This is a genomic window from Vibrio sp. ZF57 (assembly GCF_001691235.1).
Lineage (GTDB): Bacteria > Pseudomonadota > Gammaproteobacteria > Enterobacterales > Vibrionaceae > Vibrio > Vibrio crassostreae_C.
Window position 1 is genome coordinate 1 of sequence record NZ_MAKD01000107.1, and the last position, 18,869, is coordinate 18,869.

The following is an 18,869-nucleotide window of genomic DNA, read 5'->3' on the forward strand; positions in this document are numbered from 1 at the left end:
CAGCTAAAGCCTGGGTCTCACATTACCCGATTGGAGTGCTTATTATCCATACAATCAATTTAAGAGGGATTCATAATGCTTGGCATTTTGATTCTACTTAAAACTTAGTATTGATGGCGCAATGCTTTAGGTTGGGTGGAGGCGTTGTTCACCCCCTTAATTGGGCTGATTCTTAGAGGTTCCCGTTTATGCGAGAGAATAGAGAAGAAAACTTGGTTTCAGAAATGTTCTCAAAGCAAGGCTATACAGTTGTGAAGGAACCAGATGGTAATATTCCTCCTGACATAGTACTGGATGGCACTATTGCTGTAGAAGTCACGAGGTTGAGTAAAATTCTTGAGGTCAATGGGCTAAAGAGATCAATTGATAACGACTCTTCTTCTATAATTGCAAAGCTAAAGAAAGTCATAAATTCATGTGATGATTATAGTAATTACAAATACTCTGTTCATGCGATATTAAAACGCCCATTTGGCGATGTTAAAAATATCGTTAAAAGTATCAAATCTGAACTCCAGTGTATTCAAGACAATGGGTTAGCTAAAGATGGTCATAGAGTAGTTATATCTGAGTCGGTTACAATAAAAATATATGAGCGTAACCTTCAAGGTGGCAAAGGCTTTTTGCTTACGGGTATAAATGATTTAGACGCAGGCTACCAAGATAGCAGCGTAATATCGGATAGTGTGTTTTTTTGTTTAGAGTCAAAAGTTAAGAAAGTTGAACCCTATGTAAATCGTTATTCAGAATGGTGGCTTGTTCTTTCGGATACAATTACTTATGACTCAATATCAGAGTATAAAAAACATCTAGAAACTAATTTATGTAAATCCGTTTTTAGTAAGATTCTTTTTGTTAATAGCCTTACGGGGGCGTTGATTTTAGAAATATAACAATGTAATAAATATGATGCGTTACACTCGGTGGTTTTGGTATGGCGTTCAGTGTACTTTGCCGGTTTAGTGGGGCACAACTTATTGCGGGCGTTAGCTTTTAAGGAGAAATATTTAGCTATGGATTTAGATTTTTTAATTGCACTTTCTGGAGCAGTTGCTGGGGTAACTAGTATTATTAGCAATTTCAGAAAGCCCACAAAGAAAGAGCAGCTTGATGAACTAGAAAAAGAAATAGATGAAAATATTGAGAACTTATCTGAACAAATTCCTAGAAGCGAAGTAGAAGAATTCAAAGAAAAAGTACACAAAGCTAGTCTTAGGAGCAGAGAAAAAGGGTTTGTAGATAAGAATTTCCTGATTTATTTTGCACCAGGAGTTATCGCAATATCACTCTTTGCTTTGTATATCTACCTTATTGCGACGAATGACAGTTCTTATCAAGCTCCAGAGTCATTGATGACTTTGCTTAAACTGATTACTGGTTTTTTGTTTGGGTCATTAGCAGCAAAACAAAACTAACAAGAATTTAAGAGTGATTCACAACGCTCGGCGCTCTCACTTTAAGCAAGTTTAGTGTTTATAGCACAATAGCTTAAGTAAGGTGGTAACGTTGTTCACGCCTTAACTTGGTATTGATGCTTTCGATAAATGGAGGTTTTATGGCACAGAAAACAGATCAACATTTAGTTCCAGCTTGCTATTTAAGGTCGTTTTTAGCTGACATATCAGACTTACAAAAGAATAACCCGAAAATGAAAGCTGGAGTTTTTGTTAACTCAAAAACTCTAGATTCAGGGTGGAAGATGAGAGGTGTAAATCATACTATATTTACGGCGAATAAATATTACAATCTTCCGGAAGACGACGAAAATGAGCCGATAATTGAAAATTTCTTATCTATGGTAGAAAGCTCATATCGTAAGTATCTTACGAAAGTAGAGAATCGAGAGTTGACTAATGATGTAATCTCCTTTCTCTCATATTTTGTGACGCTACAACATATAAGGGTAGATCGTTTCATTCGCTCTATGCAAGGGACTTGGGATGACATTGCTAAATATTGTGATGTCATTACTGGTGAAAATAGCTATAAAAAGTTACTTGCTGATGTAGTTAAAAGACAAATACCAACAATAGACTTGGGTGGCATCGCTCATCCAAACTCTAGAATCGTTTATAATAATACCAAATTTAAGTTTGTTACATCAGACAACCCTGTAATTAGAAAAGATGTAAATAAAAACGATCTAAGTCGTATTTTCCCAAAGGAGCTTATTCGATGTGATGTACCAGAGTCATATGAATCAGTTCTCTTCTTTTTTCCGTTGACGCCAAGTATTGCTTATATTTCGTGTGATTTAATTATTTCTGAAAATTTGGTTGATTTTTCAGAGCGCCATTTGGAAAAGATATTTTATTTGAATTACTATTCAATATTAAATGCTGATGACAAGGTTTACTCATCTATAGCTGAGCCAATGAAAGGGGAAGTTGAACTATCTAAGCACCTTAAGGGGCTAAAGTCCAAATGGCAGTATATTAAAGTTTACACTGAACTATATAGATTAAGGCTAGATGGTGAGTTAATAGAAAGTGATGGGAACATTTTGTGCTTCAAATGCGACCATACTAATGAGTTATCCAAACTTACTAAAGGTGATAAGGTCTCTTTAGTCGAGGTAATCAGTAATGGTAAAAGTATAGTTGGTAAGCGGTATTGCTCGATAATGGAAATCGACAGTGTTTCTGGTTTGGTTTCTTTTAAATCAGACTTCAAGCTACGCATATAACAAGCGTTTAAGGTTTCAAGGTACTATTTCTAATCTGAACGAATCGGTTTAGAGCAGTGCACCTAAAACGTTTATGTCCAAAAACGAGTTGAACTAAGCCGCTCTTCGACTATGACGACTACCAGCGAACTCTGTTTAAAGTCCGTTAATTTTAGCAAACCTTCATAATCACTGGTTCGAATCACTGGCGCGAATCACTGAGTTGATTTTTCATATACGCCAGAAACGAAAAATGTCGCATCCATGCGACATTTCTCTTTTGGCGGCCAAACCAGTTTTGCTATATCCATTCTAGATTTCAATCCATTAGGAGATTATTCAGAATGTAATTATAAGACGCTGTTAATGTTGATTAGTTCCCGTTACGCCGCATTTTTTTTCGATTTATTTTCTAAGTCGAATGACGCTGCGATTAACTTCTTGGTGTAGTCATTTTTCGGGTTGTTGAAAATATCTTCTGCAGACCCTTCTTCCATCACTTCGCCCTTCTGCATCACCAGTACGCGATCCGACAGTGCTTTCACTACCGAGAGATCGTGGCTGATGAACAGGAAGCCGATATTGTGCTTGGCTTGAATGTCTTTCAGCAGGTCAATCACGGTCAGTTGTACTGAGCGATCGAGTGCTGAAGTCGGTTCATCCAGCAAAATGAAAGAGGGCTCTAGAATCAGTGCGCGAGCAATCGCGATACGTTGTCTTTGCCCGCCAGAGAACTCATGTGGATAACGGTTTATTGAATTCGGCTCTAAGCGAACTTCAATCAATGCTTTGCGCGCTCTTTCTAAACGTTCTTGCTTGGATAGATGAGGTTGATGCACCGTTAAGCCTTCGGTGATGATTTCCCCAACTGTCATGCGTGGTGATAAAGAACCATAAGGATCTTGGAACACCATTTGGACATCTTTCTTGAGCTTGTGACGCTCTTTATCATTTAATAAGCTAACGTCTTGGCCTTTGTAAACAATACGTCCGGTACTCGGCAGCAAGCCGATTAATGCACGTCCAAGGGTTGATTTACCTGAACCAGATTCACCAACAATGCCTAGCGTTTCGCCTTGCTTAAGATTCAACGAAATGCCTTTTACGGCTTCGAAGTACTGGCTTTTACTCTTGATAAAGTGTGATTTCACCAAGAACTGAACTCGGATGTCGTCAGCACACAATAGTTCTGGGGCTGTCGCCTCAACAGGAACCTTAGCGCCTTTCGGAATCGAGTTAATGAGCATTCTTGTGTAATCATGTTTAGGACTATCGAACAAAGATTGAGTCATCCCTTCTTCTACGAGCTCACCTTTACACATCACTAGCACGCGGTCTGCAAAGTGTTTTACCACACCTAAGTCATGGGTGATGAACAAAATTGCCATTCCCATCTTGCCTTGGATCTCTTTGATAAGAGCAAGCACTTCAGCTTGAACCGTTACATCTAATGCAGTTGTAGGCTCGTCAGCAATCAGGATATCCGGTTCATTAATCAGCGCCATTGCGATCATGATGCGCTGCAACTGACCGCCTGAAAACTCATGCGGATACTTGTTGTAAGCTTGTTCTGGCATTGGTAAATGCACAAGATTGAAGAGCTCTAGCACACGCTGTTTTGCTTTTGATTTCGATACATTGCGGTGACACATAATGGCTTCTGCCACTTGTGTGCCCACGCGAAGGTATGGGTTGAGAGAGGTCATCGGTTCCTGAAAGATCATGCCGATTCTGTCGCCACGAATCGACTGCATTTCACGCTCTGATTTTTCGAGAACAGACTCGCCTTCAAACTCAATTTGAGACTGCGGATCAATAATGGCGTTGTCTGGAAGTAGACGCATCAGTGCGTTGGAAGAGACAGATTTACCAGAACCTGATTCACCAACAATGGCCAAGGTTTCGCTGGATTTAAGGGTAAAGTTAACCTTTTTCACCGCATCAACGATTCCATCGTTGGTTTTGAAGCTAACGGAGAGGTTATTGACTTTAAGAAGAGCCCGGTCCGACATGATATATCCTTATCAATTTAAGACATTAGGTGAAGATTGAACTTCTGACGTTGTTTTAAGTTGCCCAAAATGGTGATGAGCACGTTGAATTTGTTCTAGTTCGAGCATCCAATGCGAACTGCGCTGAGCGCTGCAAAAAGCGATCAGGTGATTGAGCAAACCTTCGCTCTGCTTTTCCAATAATCCAAAGGTACGTTGAATCAGCTCAGTGTTCTCCAGAGAGATAAATTGCATCAGAGCGTAAGATTGATTCAAGGTATCGAAGGCTTGTTGGTGCTGACCTAATCGGTTGAGTATCTCTGATTGAGCGACGCTCGCGTCTCTTAACCCGGCAAGCAAGCAGGCAAATTGGCAAGGCTTGATATCGCTTTGGTATGCTGCATCTTGGATGTGGTGAGGAAGTGAGGTTAGAACATCACCATATAGGCGCTGTGCTTCAGGCCAGTGACCTTGTTCCATTAACTGTTCAGCTTTTAGGTAGTGCATCCAGCATCGTTCAATTTCCATATCCACATCCTCAATTTATAATATCAGAAAATGTTAATGATATTTATTATCAATTGCAAATTAAAATCATTCACATGTTAAGTTGGTGAATTAAATGACGAGCTATTCCTAAAAATGGCTTAAATTGTGTGTTATTTGTTCAGTTGAACAGCTGTGTAGCGTAAGTCACTAAATTTGTAGGAAATTACATCTACACTGATTTTATCTACACCCAAGTAATGAAGGACTAAGGAGGCGGCGATGGCGATGCAAAGACTCAATACAGAACAGCTGTATCAGGTAGCGGATTTAGATAAGCTACCATGTAAGTCGACCAAAGAACTGGCTCCAATTGACGAAATCGTCGGGCAGGAACGGGCACAAAAAGCCGTTGAGTTCGCGATGTCAATCAAGGAAAAGGGTTACAACATTTATGCGATAGGGCGAAATGGTCTGGGTAAACGCACCATGATCTTGCGCTATCTGAACCGTCACCCTCAAGAAGTGCAGGAGCTTTTTGATTGGTGTTATATCGCGAACTTTGAAGATATTCGTACACCTAAGGTACTGAAATTACCTCGTGGCGTTGGCAGCAGCTTAAAGCAAGATATTGAAAAGCTAATGCGTAAATTGCTGAAAGGTATGCCTCTAGCGTTTGATAACGAGATGTACTTTAGCCGTGCTGATAGGCTTAAAAACCAATTAGCAGCTAAGCAACAAGCCGCGTTAGAAAGCATTAGCCAAGAAGCGAAAGACAAGGGCATTAACCTGACGATCACCACTCAGGGTGATTACCAGTTTGTGGCCATGAATGGGGATGATCTTCATACCGAAGAGAGCTTCGATCTGCTTTCGCCAGAAGAGCAAGACCAGTTCGATAAAACCATTGATGGATTGGAAGTCGGTCTACGAACCATTTCTCGTGAGTTGACGGAACTTGAAGAAACGTACACTGAGAAAATTCAAAAACTGAATGATGATACGGCGCGAGACGTGATCACGCACTTCATCAAGCAATTGAAGAAGGATTACAGCCAATATCCAGACATCAAAAAGTACCTAACGGCACTGCGTAAAGACATTGTCGACAACGCTGACATCTTCTTAGAAGAGAGCACTGAGCAAGCCGAAGTTGCAACCGCTTCTTTGGATAAGAAAATGCCGCGTCGCTACAAGGTTAACGTGATTGTGAGCCAAAAGGAGGAGACTCTGCCGATCGTGGTGGAAGAGAATCCAAATTATCACTCTCTGTTTGGCTATGTAGAAACGGCAACGTTCAAGGGCACTGTCTTTACAGACTTCTCATTGATTCGTGCAGGTAGCTTACACAGAGCTAACGGTGGCGTATTGCTGATGGATGCGGTGAAGGTACTTGAGCAGCCGTACGTTTGGGAAGGCTTGAAACGAGCGCTGCGTTCACGTCAATTGAGCTTCACTTCATTAGAGAAAGAGGTGACCTTAACGGGCGCGGTATCGCTTGATCCAGAGCCGATTCCATTGGACGTCAAGATCATCCTGTTTGGCGACTACCGAACTTACCAACTGCTGCAACACTACGATGCAGAGTTTGGTGAATTGTTCCGTGTGACGGCCGATTTTGAAGATGAGATGAAGCGTACTCCCGATTCTGAAATGCACTACGCGCGCTTTATTTCGAGTATCGTGCACGACAACAACATGCTGCATTGTGACCGTAAAGCGATCGCTCGCATCATTGAGCACAGCTCTCGTCAGGCGGGTGACCAAGGTAAATTGTCTCTGCACTCGGCACACATTGCTAATCTGCTTCGTGAGTCAAACTACGTGGCGAGAGGTTCAAAGTCGAACCTGATTCGAGCAACACACGTCGACCAAGCGTTATCTAACCAACAGATGCGTGTCGGACGACTGCAAGACAGTGTGATGGAAACCTTCACTAACGGCACAACGCTAATCCATGTTGATGGTCAAGCGGTTGGGCAAGTGAATGCGCTGTCTGTACTCAGCACGACGGATCATATGTTTGGTGCGCCGAACCGAATCACGGCAACCACCGCTTACGGTGATGGTGAAGTGATTGATATTGAAAGAAACGTAGACCTAGGTGGCAGCATTCACTCAAAAGGCGTGATGATCTTGTCGGCTTACCTTTCTTCCGTATTTGGCAAGACAGCCAAAGTCCCGCTCACCACTAACATCACCTTCGAACAATCGTATGGTGGCGTCGATGGTGACAGTGCGAGTATGGCTGAGTTCTGTGCGGTGGTGTCAGCGTTTTCTAAGCAGCCAAACCGTCAAGACATCGCGATTACAGGCTCGATGAACCAGTTTGGTGAGTCTCAGCCTATTGGTGGTGTGAACGAGAAAATTGAAGGTTTCTTTGATGTGTGTGAAATCAAAGGGCGTTCAAACGAACAAGGGGTGATCATCCCGCGTTCAAATGTTCACAACCTGATGCTGCGTAGCGATATCGTGAAAGCGGTTGAAAAGGGCGAGTTTAATATCTGGGCGATTGACCATGTAACAGAGGCGATTGAACTGTTCACAGGCAAAGCCGCAGGTGAGGCGAGTGATGAGGGTAGTTATCCAATTGATACTATATTTGGTATCGCCCAAGCTAAACTGAACGCACTGCGCAAATAGTTTGAATATCTAGATACAAACTATTTGCTAAATAGATAGCTAAACAAATAAACAAACAGCCAAAACGCAAAAGCCATCGATTCTAGAGTCGATGGCTTTTTTGTTGGTTGAGGTTTAGTTTGCCAGTGAGCTATTTGTATTTGGTCAGCTTATGGTATTCGGTAAAAGTTGCGTGTTAAATGGTGTTAACCGTTTCGCAAGCAGAGCTTGGTGCCATCGAACTTCAGTTTTGCCAATAAGTGTTTGGCGTTAGCTCTGCCAATATCATCAAATTCGACACCGTATCGAGCGTAGTGCGTCGATTTCTGTAAATTACAGACGATGCCTCGCAATGGCGGAATCAGTGGGCCATTGTAGTTCTCAGGGGTTATCTCAATAGACACGCGATCGGCAATCTGAATCGCACGAGAGGTTGGTGAGGTAACGAAACGACAACCACTTTTCGATAAGTCTCTTATCTCACAGTTTGCTCGCTGGTCGTTGAAGATGATTCTTGAAGCCAGATTCACTTCATAGCGTGTTTCTTTACGCAGCTGAGTCACTTGCATCGTGCTTGGTGTTGAAAGTACAAGAATAGGGAAGGGTTCACCAATCTTATGGTGAATTTGGCTTCTAAAGTGGATAAGCGCGCCTTCACCTCGTAGAGAATACGCACGAGCGGTCATCCAAAAACCTTCTTGAAAGAAAAAGTTCAGATCTTCATTGGATACCTCGGGAACCTCAACCACAATACAGTTATCACTGTGCGTTCCGATAAACCTGGTGGTGGCGAGAAACTTCGTGCCAACGGGAGTCGAGACATTTAATGTCAGCTCACTGCCGTGCTCAATCATGGCCAGTGCATCAGTGCTATTGATAGTGGAAACGGTGCGATTACGAGGGTCTTGAAGTGCCTGATTATGCTCCAAAGGCTTCTTCAGGGGTGCGTTCATTATATGTTCTCCATGCGCCAACATGCGTCTGTTAGATATTGATAACTTGCTAACAAGGGGTTGTTACGTGCTAGATTTAGTAGGTGTACTAACGCAATTTATAGAGTGCTTTTAATTGGTTTGAATTTTATTTATAACCACACGCTATAATAATATTTTCTTTGATTGTAAGTACTTAGTTTTATTTATATGCACTTGCGTTAGTCTATTACAAGGAATTCATACTTCAAACTTTAATTGTTTGTCGTATCCATTATTTGCAGGAGTTGAGAATGCAGGCAGTTAAATGGGATCAAGATGTGAACCAGATCACGGTAGAGTTAGAACCCAACCAGTTCGCGGTCGTTAAGTATAAAAAGGATGGCGATGTACTACATATCACGTCGACACGCATTCCTGATGAACTGCAAGGCAAGGGCTTTGGGAAGGTGATGATGGAGTCGGTATTGCCTGAAATTGAACAAGCGGGCTTCAAAATTGTGCCGGTTTGTAGCTATGTGGTTCACTACATGAATAGGCAGCCACAGTGGTCACACCTTCTATCCGATAAAGCATAACAACGAGTAATATGTCTCAATCAATATCGTCGAATAATCGAGCTCAACCTGAAGCGGGTTCAAGTCAAAATCAGCCAGAGCTTTATCAACAAGAGTTTTATCAAAATGAGCTTTATCAAAAAATAGCGACCTCGCTGGGTTGTCATGAAGGGTTTGATGTCCAAGTGATTCAACGCCTATGGGGTGGATATGGCGAGTTAGTTCGCTTAGTCTTTTCTCAAGAAAGCAGTGCGGAACTCAAGAGTGTGATTGTTAAACATGTCGCGTTGCCAGATAAAGCTGAACACCCAAAGGGTTGGAATACCAAACTCTCTCACCAACGAAAGGTACACTCTTACCAAGTGGAAACAGCTTGGTATCAGTCATTCACCCAACAATGGGACGAGCGCTGCCCTGTACCTGTTGGGCTGCAATGTGAACTAGAAGAGAATGAGTGGCTGATAGTGATGCAAGACTTAGCGGATATTGGCTTCCCGTTGATCTCTCAGTTTGATGTGCTTGCTGCTTCTGACTATCAGGCATCTAGTTACACAAGAGAAGAGCAAAAACAACGTAATGCTTGCCTTAAATGGCTTGCTAACTTTCACGCAAAGCACATCAATATCAATCAAGAGCAGTTGTCATCATTGTGGCAAGTCGGTACTTATTGGCATCTAGATACACGCCCTGATGAACTCAATGCCTTGGCTGATTTACCATTGAAGAACCAAGCCAAGCACATCGACCGTTTATTAAAAGAATGTCCATATCAAACCTTAGTCCATGGCGATGCCAAGCTCGCCAATTTTTGTTTTGATTCTGAAAGCGAGCGCGCGGCTGCGGTCGATTTCCAATATGTGGGTCACGGTTGTGCGATGAAAGACGTCGCCTTGTTCATGAGTAGCGCGGTGAGGCCGCAAGATTGCGCAGAGCTTGAATCAGAAATCCTGGATGCTTACTTCCAGCACTTGAAAGAAGCATTAGCGCACTATCAACCACACCTTTCGTTCGATGATGTTGAAAAAGCATGGCGACCAATGTTTTACGTGGCGTGGGCCGATTTCCAACGCTTCGTAAAAGGCTGGAGCCCGGAGCATTGGAAGATTAACCCGTATACTGAGCAGTTGACCTTACGAGTGCTTACTCAATTAGACGAACAGGAGTCCGTCAATGTTCGATAGAACTGCGAGCTGGAAAACGCCGCAAAACTTTTTATTACTGATTTCGATTGTTGTCCCTATCGCGTTTTCGAGCTGGATGGCACTGCTTAATAACTTCGTGATTGAAAAAGCGAACTTTGATGGTGCGGATATTGGTTTACTGCAAAGTGTTCGTGAAATACCTGGTTTCTTAGCGTTTACCGTAGTGTTTGTGCTGGCCTTCATACGTGAACAACGCTTTATGTTGATATCGCTAGCGATGCTCACTGTAGGCACCGCGATTACGGGTCTGTTCCCTTCACTCACTGGTCTGTTGCTGACTACGATTTTGATGTCGACGGGCTTCCACTATTTTGAAACGCTGAAGCAGTCTTTGTCACTACAATGGTTGAGTAAAGAAGAAGCACCAGAGATGTTAGGTAAGATGATCTCCGTTGGCGCGTTGGCATCTTTAATCACTTATGGCTCTATTTGGGTGATGTTAGAGCAACTCAAACTCGACTTTGCTTGGGTGTATGGCATCACTGGCGGAATTGGTTTTGTTTTAGTTTTGGTGATGACTTTTGGCTTCCCTGAGTTTCAAACCAAGACGCCACAGAATAAGAAGTTGGTACTGCGGAAGCGTTACTGGCTCTACTACGCGCTAACGTTTATGAGCGGTGCGAGAAGACAAATCTTCACCGTGTTTGCAGGCTTTCTGATGGTAGAGAAATTCGGTTACTCGGCAGCTGACATAACGCTATTGTTCTTAATCAACTACCTATTTAACTTCTTGTTCGCAAAACGTATTGGTCGATTTATTGGTGTGGTGGGTGAGCGTAAGGCGCTGATTTTCGAGTATGTCGGTTTGATTGGTGTATTTGTCGGTTATGGCTTAGTGCAAAACGCAGAGTGGGCGGCAGCACTTTACGTGGTCGATCATTTGTTCTTTGCATTGGCACTAGCGATCAAAACTTACTTTCAGAAAATTGCAGATCCGGCTGACATGGCATCAACCGCTGGTGTCTCTTTCACCATCAATCATATTGCAGCGGTCGTTATTCCAGTGGTGTTTGGTGTGATTTGGTTGTCTTCTCCTGCAACGGTTTTCTATATTGGTGCAGTGATGGCCGTGGTTTCTCTAGCGCTATCTTTAAACATTCCGAAGAAACCTGAAGAGGGCAACGAAGTGCGAATGTTTAGCTGGCGCTAATGTTGGTCTCGATATTATGAAATAAGCAAAAAGCTCCAATAGTGATATTGGAGCTTTTTGTTTATGTGGGATATGTATATCTAATCCGCAAAATAGGCTTCACGCGGATCAGTTTCTTACGGTTTTTAATTCGGTACGCAGCTTGAAGATTCCCTTTGGTGCTTTGGTTAGCAGGATGCCGCAAAGTAGAGGAATCATCATTACAAGTGATTGTTCAGATAGAACCTCACCATTGATGTAACAAGAGATCAGTAGTGCAACCACAGGGAAAATTAGGAAGCAGATAGATGCTTGGAAAGGTGTCGAAACCTGACCTAATTTAAAGTAAGCAACAATGCCGCCAACACTCGCCACAAAGCCTAGGTAAACCACAGCAGAGATTGAATTCCAAGTGAAAGATTCAATATTCACGTTTTCACCTATAGCTGAAACAGCGAACAAGAATAGAGCTGCAATTAGGCTCGGTACGGCGTTGTAGGTTAGTACTTCAATGCCTTTGCAGTGCTTTTGAACCAGCACATACATCACTGCGTGAATCGCAACAGCAAGGCCTAAGCAAACCGTGCCAATTAGGTAGTCATCGCCACCCATCTGCATTTCATTACCAAGGATTAGACATAGGCTCACAACAGCAGCGATCAACCCGAATATCTGGTGCTTCGCTAGTCGTAGACCTAAGAATAAGCCAGACATCAACATCACAGCCACAGGCATGTTGGCGAAGATGATCGACGCTAAACCTGAAGAGATGTATTGCTCGCCATAGATCATCAACGTAAACGGAATCGCGAAATACATCAACGCAACAATAAGCAGCCATTGGCGCTTACCTTTAGGGAACAGCAGTGGTTGGTTGAAGACTTTCGCCAATACTGCAAGCAGAGGTGCTGCAAGTAAAAAGCGCAACGCAGTAGCAAAAATAGGTGGGATAGAATGCAATGCTACTTCCATCGCGAACCAAGTGGTTCCCCAAATTAAGCAAACAGAGACAAAAAGCAAAATAGTTAGCGACTTCGAATTCATGGTGACTACTCATTAATAATTATTTTAAATCATAGGCTTGTAGCGCCTTAATGACGTGGCACAGTATAGAAAGGTAGTCGGAGAAAAGTTTTGTCTTTTCATCTCTAATTTGAGTTTTTTGTGGAAATTAAATCTCTAGTATGATTATTTTATAGAAAATAAATTCGCTTTAGATAGTTAAAGTAAAGTCATTGTTCTTTGTGAGGTTTAATTTAACTTAAGGAATGGTCAACTCAACGAGTATGGCTGTTGGGTTATTGCTGTTAGCGTAGCAACAAAAAACGCGCCCTTAATGAGGCGCGTTTTTGAGCAATACGTTTAAGAGGCTGCGTCTACTGCGTAACAGGCTTAACTTGTTTGGGTTGTCTTACCGCAAGGATAAGTTGTGGTAGCAGTGACATCACTATCATGCCGGTCATTAGTGAGTATTGTACTGCAGTGAATGATTCACCCATCAACACCATGCCTGTCACGATGCCCGCAACTGGGTTTGCAATACCGCCGAAGGTGAAATCAACCACCGACATACGTTGTAGCAACCACACATACATGCCGTAACCCAGCGCTGTGTTTAGCCCAATAACCCATACGAGTCCCATAGCATTACGAGTATCGAAATGAGTCACGGCATTAACATAAGGCTGCGGATCGATGAATGCATGAACGCCAGACGCGACAGACAAAATCGTACCGCCCAGAATCAGTTGCCATGTTAATACCTTCCACCAGTGCATGCGGTTACCCAGTGACTTGGTAATGCTGCTGCCGATGACAATACACATTATTGCGGCAAACATTGCGCCTAAACCGATTGGGTTCAGAGCAATTTGGCTTGGGTTAAACAGTATCCACGCTAAGGTGATCAAGCCAATACCCGAAAGGGCTTGAATCAGATGCGGGCGCTGTTTTTTCACTACCCAGTGGAAGATCATCGCGAACACCGGCACGGAGATCATGCCCACGCCAGAGATTGCCGAAGGCAGCGTTAGCGCCATCACGAAGATCAGGCCAAAGAAGGTCGCAATATTGATAAGACCCAATGTGAAAATGATTTGCCACTCGCCTTTTTTAGGCAGTGTTGGTTTTACTGCTAGCAATAACAAACCAGCAGGTAACGCACGCAAAGCACCCAATAATAATGGTGGCCACTCCTGTAGCGTAAATTGCGTCACTGCATAGGTTGTTCCCCAAAAGAACGCGGGGATCATTGCTAATAATATGTTCATTTAAAATATCTTTACGTTAAGATAACTATTGTGTGAACTGTATACTGAGAACTAGTGGTTGTAAAGTATCTTTATGTTAAACTAGTTTGAAGTAATCAGACTAACAACGGAGCGAGATTGCAAATGGATGCTATCGACCGCGTAGTAGAGCAATGGGCAAAGGAAAAGCCCGAACTAGATACTGAGCCTATGGCAATGATGGGTCGGATTATGCGTATTGCCAAGTATATGGAGACGCAAGTTGCCGAACTTCATAAAAAATACGACATGAAGCTGGGTGAGTTTGATGTGCTGGCGACGTTGCGACGTTCTGGGAAGCCTTACCGACTGACGCCATCTGAACTGATTGGATCCATGATGCTGACATCTGGCGCGATGACCAATCGCCTTGATAAGCTAGAAGCCAAAGGGCTGATCAGTCGTGAACACAGCAAAGAAGACAGACGCAGCGTGAGTGTCCAGTTAACTAAAGATGGTCTTATTCTGATTGACCAAATGATGACTGAACATGTCGAAATGCAGAAAAAACTGGTTAAATCATTGTCTGCGAGTCAGAAGAAGAACACCAACCAACTTCTGAAAACATGGTTGAGCGCGTACGAGTAGTTTTTCTGATCTTCCTTTAGATTCAATAAAAAACCGAAGCTTAATCGCTTCGGTTTTTTTGTGCTTGTTTAAGAACTTCAAGTACAGCGAATTGGCGAGTTAAGCTTGCAGCATCTCGTCACTGAACAGTTCTGCACAACCAATGCCGTTGATGGCGCAACTTTCGTCGATGTCTGAGATGTCACCGCTGACCCCAATCGCACCAAGTACCGTTTTATCCTTATCTCGAATCAGTAGGCCCCCTGGCACTGGCACCATGTTTCCGTGTGCGAGTACGTTTACGGCGGAGATAAATGCTGGTCGATTATCAGCATCTTGGGCGAGTTTTCTAGAGGAACAACCCAGTGCGAGTGCTCCCCACGCTTTAGCAATCGCGATGTCTGGTCGCATCATGCTAGAGCCGTCTTGACGTTGCAGAGAAATCAGCTTGCCACCGCTGTCTAAGACGGCGACCGTCAAAGGTTCTGTGTGGATCTTGTTTCCTGCTTTTAAGGTGCCATCAATGATGGTTAACGCTTGTTGTAGAGTCAAACTTCCCATGTTATCTCCTAGTTTTTCAAGGGGCCGTGTACCAAGCTAAGTCAGCCAATCATTACGCTTGTTGTGAATATCATTGACTGATTCAGCTCGGTACAAGAGTCCTAACTGGACTCTTGTAATAGCCCATAGCTGGGTAAAGTTAGGAAGGCAGCGAACTCTTCGGCTGTAGAAAGTTGATAGAAAAGATCAGCTGTCTCTTCAAATCGACCTGCTGCATAGCGCGAGTCTCCGACTTCATGTTTTATCGTGTCTAGCTCTTGGTAAAGCCAAGAGTGGAATAGTGATTTGGTAAAGGTTTGGCCGTCATCAAGCGTGACGCCGTGGTGGATCCATTGCCAAATATTGGCTCTTGAGATCTCTGCGGTGGCGGCATCTTCCATAAGGCCGTAGATAGGTACACAGCCGTAGCCTTGAATCCAAGCTTCGATGTAATACAGCGCAATACGGATATTCTTGCGCACGCCGGCTTCGTCGCGGCTGCCTTCACAAGGTTTTAGCAACGAGTCTGCATTGATCACATGCTCCGGGCTTTGAAAATCCATTTGGTTTACTTTGCCATCTAAGTGCTTATCAAAGATCGACATTGCCAAATCAACCAGTGCAGGGTGCGCGACCCATGTGCCGTCGTGTCCGTTCTGAGATTCTCTTTGCTTATCTTCGATAACCTTGGCGGTTACACGCGCCATTTCTTGCGGATCTTTCGCTGGAATAAAGGCCGACATACCACCCATCGCCAGTGCGCCACGAGCGTGACAAGTACGCACCAACAGTTGGCTATAGGCATTTAGAAACTCTTGATCCATGCCGATCCCGTGGCGGTCAGGCAGGATGCGGTCTTTATGGTTTTTCAGCGTTTTGATGTAGCTGAAGATGTAATCCCAACGGCCACAGTTCATTGCCACGATATGATCACGCATTGCGTACAAGATCTCTTCCATTTGGAATACGGCTGGAAGCGTCTCAATCAAAACCGTCGCACGAATGGTGCCTTTGGGTACGTGGAAATAGTTTTCGGTGAAGCTGAAAATATCGTCCCACCACTGTGCTTCTTCCATGCTCTCAAGCTTGGGAATGTAGTAGTAAACCCCTAAACCTTGTTGTGCTCGTGATTGATAGTTATGGAAAAAGTACAAGGCGAAGTCCATCAAGCAACCGCCGATAGGCTGATTGTTGAATTGGATGGATTGCTCAGGAAGGTGGATCCCTCGTGGGCGTGCGATCAGCAGTGCAGGATCGTCGTTTAATTGGTAACGCTTCTGCTTCTTCTCATCGAAGTAGCTAATGGTGCCAAGGTTGGCGTCTCTTAGGTTGATTTGCCCTTCGACCATATTGGCCCAAGTAGGAGAAGACGCATCTTCAAAGCAGCACATGAAGACTTTCGCGCCTGAGTTTAGCGCGTTGATCACCATCTTTCTTTCGATAGGCCCGGTGATCTCTACGCGGCGATCCAGTAATTCTGGCGGCGGTGTTGCCACTTTCCACTCTTTATTCTGACGAATGGAAATGGTGTCTTTTCTGAAATTGGGTAGCTCACCCTCGTCATATTGAGCTTGTTTTGTGTCGCGGTCACTTAGCAGGGCATGACGGCGATCTCCAAACTTATTGACGAGAGCTTCTAAGAATTTTAATGCATCTTTAGACAAGATCTCTTTGTACTCGGAGTTGTCCATATTCCCGAGTACCTGCATACACTGTACTTCTTCTCTCTCTTTTACGTCATTCATCATTGTTGTCTCCTTTGAACAATACGATGTCACTTTGTATACAAAATGCTCTTTTTAAGGATATTTATATTGTAGAAATTGTAAACAAGCAAACGGTATTTAACATTTATTTATCATTTGGTCTTTTTGTAATTTATTTTTACGTAAAGATATTTTATGTAAAGCAATGAATTGTAAGCTTTTCAGGATGAGTGCGTACTTAATGTGATGGGTTGATGTAACAAAATTGTTTCATTTTGGGGTTGATAAATAGCTAGGATGGTTCATAGTACACAAAAGTTAGTTTAATTGTATACAATCTGAACTGGAGGTTCGAATGGCAATTATGAAAGCGATTGAAGCAGCGGTAGAGGTGCTTAAACGTGAAGGTGTAGACATCGCATTTGGTGTTCCCGGCGCAGCAATTAACCCTATGTATGCGGCTATGAAAAAGCTCGGAGGAATCGACCACGTCTTAGCTCGACATGTAGAGGGTGCCTCACATATGGCTGAAGGCTACACACGTACTAATCAGGATAATATTGGTGTGTGTATTGGTACTTCTGGCCCCGCAGGAACGGACATGATCACAGGTCTTTATTCTGCTTCCGCTGACTCGATCCCTATCCTATGTATCACTGGTCAGGCTCCGCGTGCTCGCCTTCATAAAGAAGACTTTCAAGCGGTCGACATCGAATCGATTGCCAAGCCAGTCACTAAGTGGGCGACTACGGTTCTTGAACCGGCTCAAGTGCCACGCGCGTTCCAAAAAGCCTTTCATTTAATGCGTTCGAGCCGTCCGGGTCCAATCCTGATTGATCTACCGATTGATGTTCAGCTGGCTGAAATTGAGTTTGATATCGATACCTATGAACCGCTAGAACCTTATAAGCCACAAGCGACACGCGCGCAGGTTGAGAAAGCATTAACCATGATGTCTCAATCTGAAAAACCGCTGATTGTATCTGGTGGTGGCGTGATTAACGCTGGCGCGTCTGAATTGTTGCAACAGTTTGCCGAGATCACTGGTGTTCCTGTGATTCCAACCTTAATGGGTTGGGGCTCGATTCCGGATGATCATGAGTTAATGGCGGGTATGGTAGGGCTACAAACTTCTCACCGTTACGGTAACGAAACCATGCTCAACTCTGATTTTGTGTTTGGTGTTGGTAACCGCTGGGCTAACCGTCATACCGGTTCTGTCGATGTTTATACCGAAGGCCGCAAGTTCGTACACGTCGACATTGAACCGACGCAAATTGGCCGCGTGTTCTGCCCAGATTTAGGCATAGTCTCTGATGCCAAGGCAGCGCTAGAGCTAATGGTTGAAGTGGCACAAGAGTGGCGTGACGCTGGCAAACTGCCGAACCGAAATGCATGGGCAAGTGAGTGTCAGGAACGCAAGTCGACCATGCTGCGTAAAACCAATTTCGATGAAGCGCCAATGAAACCGATGCGTGTTTATGAAGAGATGAACAAGGCATTTGGTCGTGACACTTGTTATGTGAGCACCATTGGTTTGTCGCAAATTGCTGCCGCTCAGTTCCTACATGTTTATAAGCCGCGTAATTGGATCAACTGTGGTCAAGCTGGCCCATTGGGTTGGACAACACCAGCCGCATTAGGTGTACGAGCAGCCGATCCAAATCGCGATATTGTCGCTATCTCTGGAGATTACGATTTCCAATTCATGATTGAAGAACTGGCAGTCGGCGCGCAATTCAATCTGCCATACATTCATGTGTTGGTGAACAACTCGTATTTAGGCTTGATTCGCCAAGCGCAACGTCAATTTGATATCGATTACTGTGTACAACTGGCGTTCGATAACCAGAATGCGCCAGAGCTTGAAGGCTACGGTGTTGACCATGTAGCCGTTGTTGAAGGCTTAGGTTGTAAGGCGATTCGAGTTCGTGAACCAGAGCAAATTGCGGCAGCGTTTGAGCAAGCCAAAGAGCTGATGAACAAGCACAAGGTGCCAGTGGTCGTTGAGCTGATTCTTGAGCGAGTAACCAACATTGCGATGGGCGTAGAGATCAATGCCATCAACGAATTTGAGCCACTTGCCGAAAGCCGCGGCGATGCCCCAACAGCGTTAGCGTACAAGTAATCATTAAGTCATGTGTATACGTAGAGCTGAGGTTTAGCTCTACGGAAAGTCTCCAA

The 18,869-nt window shown here is 43.8% G+C and carries 16 protein-coding genes; 9 read left to right on the forward strand and 7 right to left on the reverse strand.

Going from position 1 to position 18,869, the window contains the following annotated elements; all coding sequences use genetic code 11:
* Window positions 1-188 precede the first annotated feature (188 nt).
* The 3 genes from A6D97_RS16090 (at window position 189) to A6D97_RS16100 (ending at window position 2,686) form a co-directional block, all read left to right on the forward strand.
* The gene (locus A6D97_RS16090) at window positions 189-893 is read left to right on the forward strand and encodes a hypothetical protein (protein WP_065584801.1); all 705 of its coding nucleotides are present in this window, start codon (window positions 189-191) and stop codon (window positions 891-893) included.
* 51 nt (window positions 894-944) lie between these two features.
* Entirely contained in the window at window positions 945-1,415 is a 471-nt protein-coding gene (locus A6D97_RS16095; RefSeq protein ID WP_139074322.1) for a hypothetical protein, read from the forward strand.
* Window positions 1,416-1,555: 140 nt separating this feature from the next.
* Complete coding sequence (locus tag A6D97_RS16100; protein WP_065584803.1) at window positions 1,556-2,686, forward strand: DUF4238 domain-containing protein; 1,131 nt, start codon at window positions 1,556-1,558, stop codon at window positions 2,684-2,686.
* A 362-nt stretch (window positions 2,687-3,048) separates the two neighbouring features.
* On the opposite strand, the gene A6D97_RS16105 is transcribed toward A6D97_RS16100, so the two are convergent.
* Together A6D97_RS16105 and A6D97_RS16110 are read right to left on the reverse strand one after the other, a co-directional pair.
* Window positions 3,049-4,677 (reverse strand): ABC transporter ATP-binding protein, encoded by a 1,629-nt coding sequence (locus A6D97_RS16105; RefSeq protein ID WP_065584804.1) that lies wholly within the window; start codon window positions 4,675-4,677, stop codon window positions 3,049-3,051.
* A 12-nt stretch (window positions 4,678-4,689) separates the two neighbouring features.
* A complete protein-coding gene (locus tag A6D97_RS16110) occupies window positions 4,690-5,184 on the reverse strand; it encodes a hypothetical protein (protein ID WP_017068585.1) in 495 nt (164 codons plus the stop codon).
* Between the two features lie 240 nt (window positions 5,185-5,424).
* On the opposite strand from A6D97_RS16110, the gene A6D97_RS16115 reads away from it, so the two are divergent.
* The gene (locus A6D97_RS16115) at window positions 5,425-7,785 is read left to right on the forward strand and encodes an ATP-binding protein (RefSeq protein WP_017061577.1); all 2,361 of its coding nucleotides are present in this window, start codon (window positions 5,425-5,427) and stop codon (window positions 7,783-7,785) included.
* 185 nt (window positions 7,786-7,970) lie between these two features.
* Here the strand turns inward: A6D97_RS16115 and A6D97_RS16120 are convergent, their stop codons facing one another.
* Window positions 7,971-8,717 (reverse strand): flagellar brake protein, encoded by a 747-nt coding sequence (locus A6D97_RS16120; protein ID WP_017067648.1) that lies wholly within the window; start codon window positions 8,715-8,717, stop codon window positions 7,971-7,973.
* Between the two features lie 272 nt (window positions 8,718-8,989).
* Here A6D97_RS16120 and A6D97_RS16125 point away from each other — a divergent pair, with 272 nt between their 5' ends.
* From A6D97_RS16125 to A6D97_RS16135, 3 genes are read left to right on the forward strand one after another with little or no spacing between them, the layout of a single operon-like run.
* Window positions 8,990-9,274, forward strand: a complete 285-nt coding sequence (locus A6D97_RS16125; RefSeq protein WP_065584805.1) for a GNAT family N-acetyltransferase — start codon at window positions 8,990-8,992, stop codon at window positions 9,272-9,274.
* 11 nt (window positions 9,275-9,285) lie between these two features.
* Entirely contained in the window at window positions 9,286-10,434 is a 1,149-nt protein-coding gene (locus A6D97_RS16130) for a phosphotransferase (RefSeq protein WP_065584806.1), read from the forward strand.
* The gene (locus A6D97_RS16135) at window positions 10,424-11,605 is read left to right on the forward strand and encodes an MFS transporter (protein WP_065584807.1); all 1,182 of its coding nucleotides are present in this window, start codon (window positions 10,424-10,426) and stop codon (window positions 11,603-11,605) included. The genes A6D97_RS16130 and A6D97_RS16135 overlap by 11 nt, the downstream gene beginning before the upstream one ends.
* A 108-nt stretch (window positions 11,606-11,713) precedes the next feature.
* Here the strand turns inward: A6D97_RS16135 and A6D97_RS16140 are convergent, their stop codons facing one another.
* Both A6D97_RS16140 and A6D97_RS16145 read right to left on the reverse strand, forming a co-directional pair.
* On the reverse strand, window positions 11,714-12,628 hold the full coding sequence (locus A6D97_RS16140) for a DMT family transporter (RefSeq protein ID WP_065584808.1): 915 nt from the start codon (window positions 12,626-12,628) through the stop codon (window positions 11,714-11,716).
* Between the two features lie 332 nt (window positions 12,629-12,960).
* Window positions 12,961-13,854: a DMT family transporter gene (locus A6D97_RS16145; RefSeq protein WP_017065021.1), complete on the reverse strand. Its 894-nt coding sequence runs from the start codon at window positions 13,852-13,854 to the stop codon at window positions 12,961-12,963.
* Between the two features lie 123 nt (window positions 13,855-13,977).
* Between A6D97_RS16145 and A6D97_RS16150 the strand changes: the two genes are divergently transcribed.
* Window positions 13,978-14,460: a MarR family transcriptional regulator gene (locus tag A6D97_RS16150; RefSeq protein ID WP_017061583.1), complete on the forward strand. Its 483-nt coding sequence runs from the start codon at window positions 13,978-13,980 to the stop codon at window positions 14,458-14,460.
* A 99-nt stretch (window positions 14,461-14,559) separates the two neighbouring features.
* Here A6D97_RS16150 and A6D97_RS16155 read toward each other — a convergent pair whose 3' ends face one another.
* Window positions 14,560-15,000: a heme-binding protein gene (locus A6D97_RS16155; protein WP_008220964.1), complete on the reverse strand. Its 441-nt coding sequence runs from the start codon at window positions 14,998-15,000 to the stop codon at window positions 14,560-14,562.
* 101 nt (window positions 15,001-15,101) lie between these two features.
* A complete protein-coding gene (aceB, locus tag A6D97_RS16160; RefSeq protein ID WP_065584809.1) occupies window positions 15,102-16,727 on the reverse strand; it encodes a malate synthase A in 1,626 nt (541 codons plus the stop codon).
* 313 nt (window positions 16,728-17,040) lie between these two features.
* Here aceB and gcl point away from each other — a divergent pair, with 313 nt between their 5' ends.
* Window positions 17,041-18,813 carry a glyoxylate carboligase gene (gcl, locus tag A6D97_RS16165; RefSeq protein ID WP_065584810.1) on the forward strand — a complete coding sequence of 591 codons (1,773 nt, stop codon included), beginning with the start codon at window positions 17,041-17,043 and terminating at the stop codon, window positions 18,811-18,813.
* The last annotated feature ends 56 nt before the right edge of the window (window positions 18,814-18,869 follow it).

Excerpts from the sequence above, each read along its gene's own strand:
- A6D97_RS16130 (WP_065584806.1), top strand. The coding sequence starts at position 9,286 with ATGTCTCAATCAATATCGTCGAATAATCGAGCTCAACCTGAAGCGGGT.
- A6D97_RS16145 (WP_017065021.1), bottom strand. The coding sequence starts at position 13,854 with ATGAACATATTATTAGCAATGATCCCCGCGTTCTTTTGGGGAACAACC.
- A6D97_RS16135 (WP_065584807.1), top strand. The coding sequence starts at position 10,424 with ATGTTCGATAGAACTGCGAGCTGGAAAACGCCGCAAAACTTTTTATTA.
- A6D97_RS16105 (WP_065584804.1), bottom strand. The coding sequence starts at position 4,677 with ATGTCGGACCGGGCTCTTCTTAAAGTCAATAACCTCTCCGTTAGCTTC.
- A6D97_RS16110 (WP_017068585.1), bottom strand. The coding sequence starts at position 5,184 with ATGGAAATTGAACGATGCTGGATGCACTACCTAAAAGCTGAACAGTTA.
- A6D97_RS16140 (WP_065584808.1), bottom strand. The coding sequence starts at position 12,628 with ATGAATTCGAAGTCGCTAACTATTTTGCTTTTTGTCTCTGTTTGCTTA.
- A6D97_RS16120 (WP_017067648.1), bottom strand. The coding sequence starts at position 8,717 with ATGAACGCACCCCTGAAGAAGCCTTTGGAGCATAATCAGGCACTTCAA.
- A6D97_RS16100 (WP_065584803.1), top strand. The coding sequence starts at position 1,556 with ATGGCACAGAAAACAGATCAACATTTAGTTCCAGCTTGCTATTTAAGG.
- A6D97_RS16155 (WP_008220964.1), bottom strand. The coding sequence starts at position 15,000 with ATGGGAAGTTTGACTCTACAACAAGCGTTAACCATCATTGATGGCACC.
- A6D97_RS16125 (WP_065584805.1), top strand. The coding sequence starts at position 8,990 with ATGCAGGCAGTTAAATGGGATCAAGATGTGAACCAGATCACGGTAGAG.
- A6D97_RS16090 (WP_065584801.1), top strand. The coding sequence starts at position 189 with ATGCGAGAGAATAGAGAAGAAAACTTGGTTTCAGAAATGTTCTCAAAG.
- aceB (WP_065584809.1), bottom strand. The coding sequence starts at position 16,727 with ATGATGAATGACGTAAAAGAGAGAGAAGAAGTACAGTGTATGCAGGTA.
- gcl (WP_065584810.1), top strand. The coding sequence starts at position 17,041 with ATGGCAATTATGAAAGCGATTGAAGCAGCGGTAGAGGTGCTTAAACGT.
- A6D97_RS16115 (WP_017061577.1), top strand. The coding sequence starts at position 5,425 with ATGGCGATGCAAAGACTCAATACAGAACAGCTGTATCAGGTAGCGGAT.
- A6D97_RS16150 (WP_017061583.1), top strand. The coding sequence starts at position 13,978 with ATGGATGCTATCGACCGCGTAGTAGAGCAATGGGCAAAGGAAAAGCCC.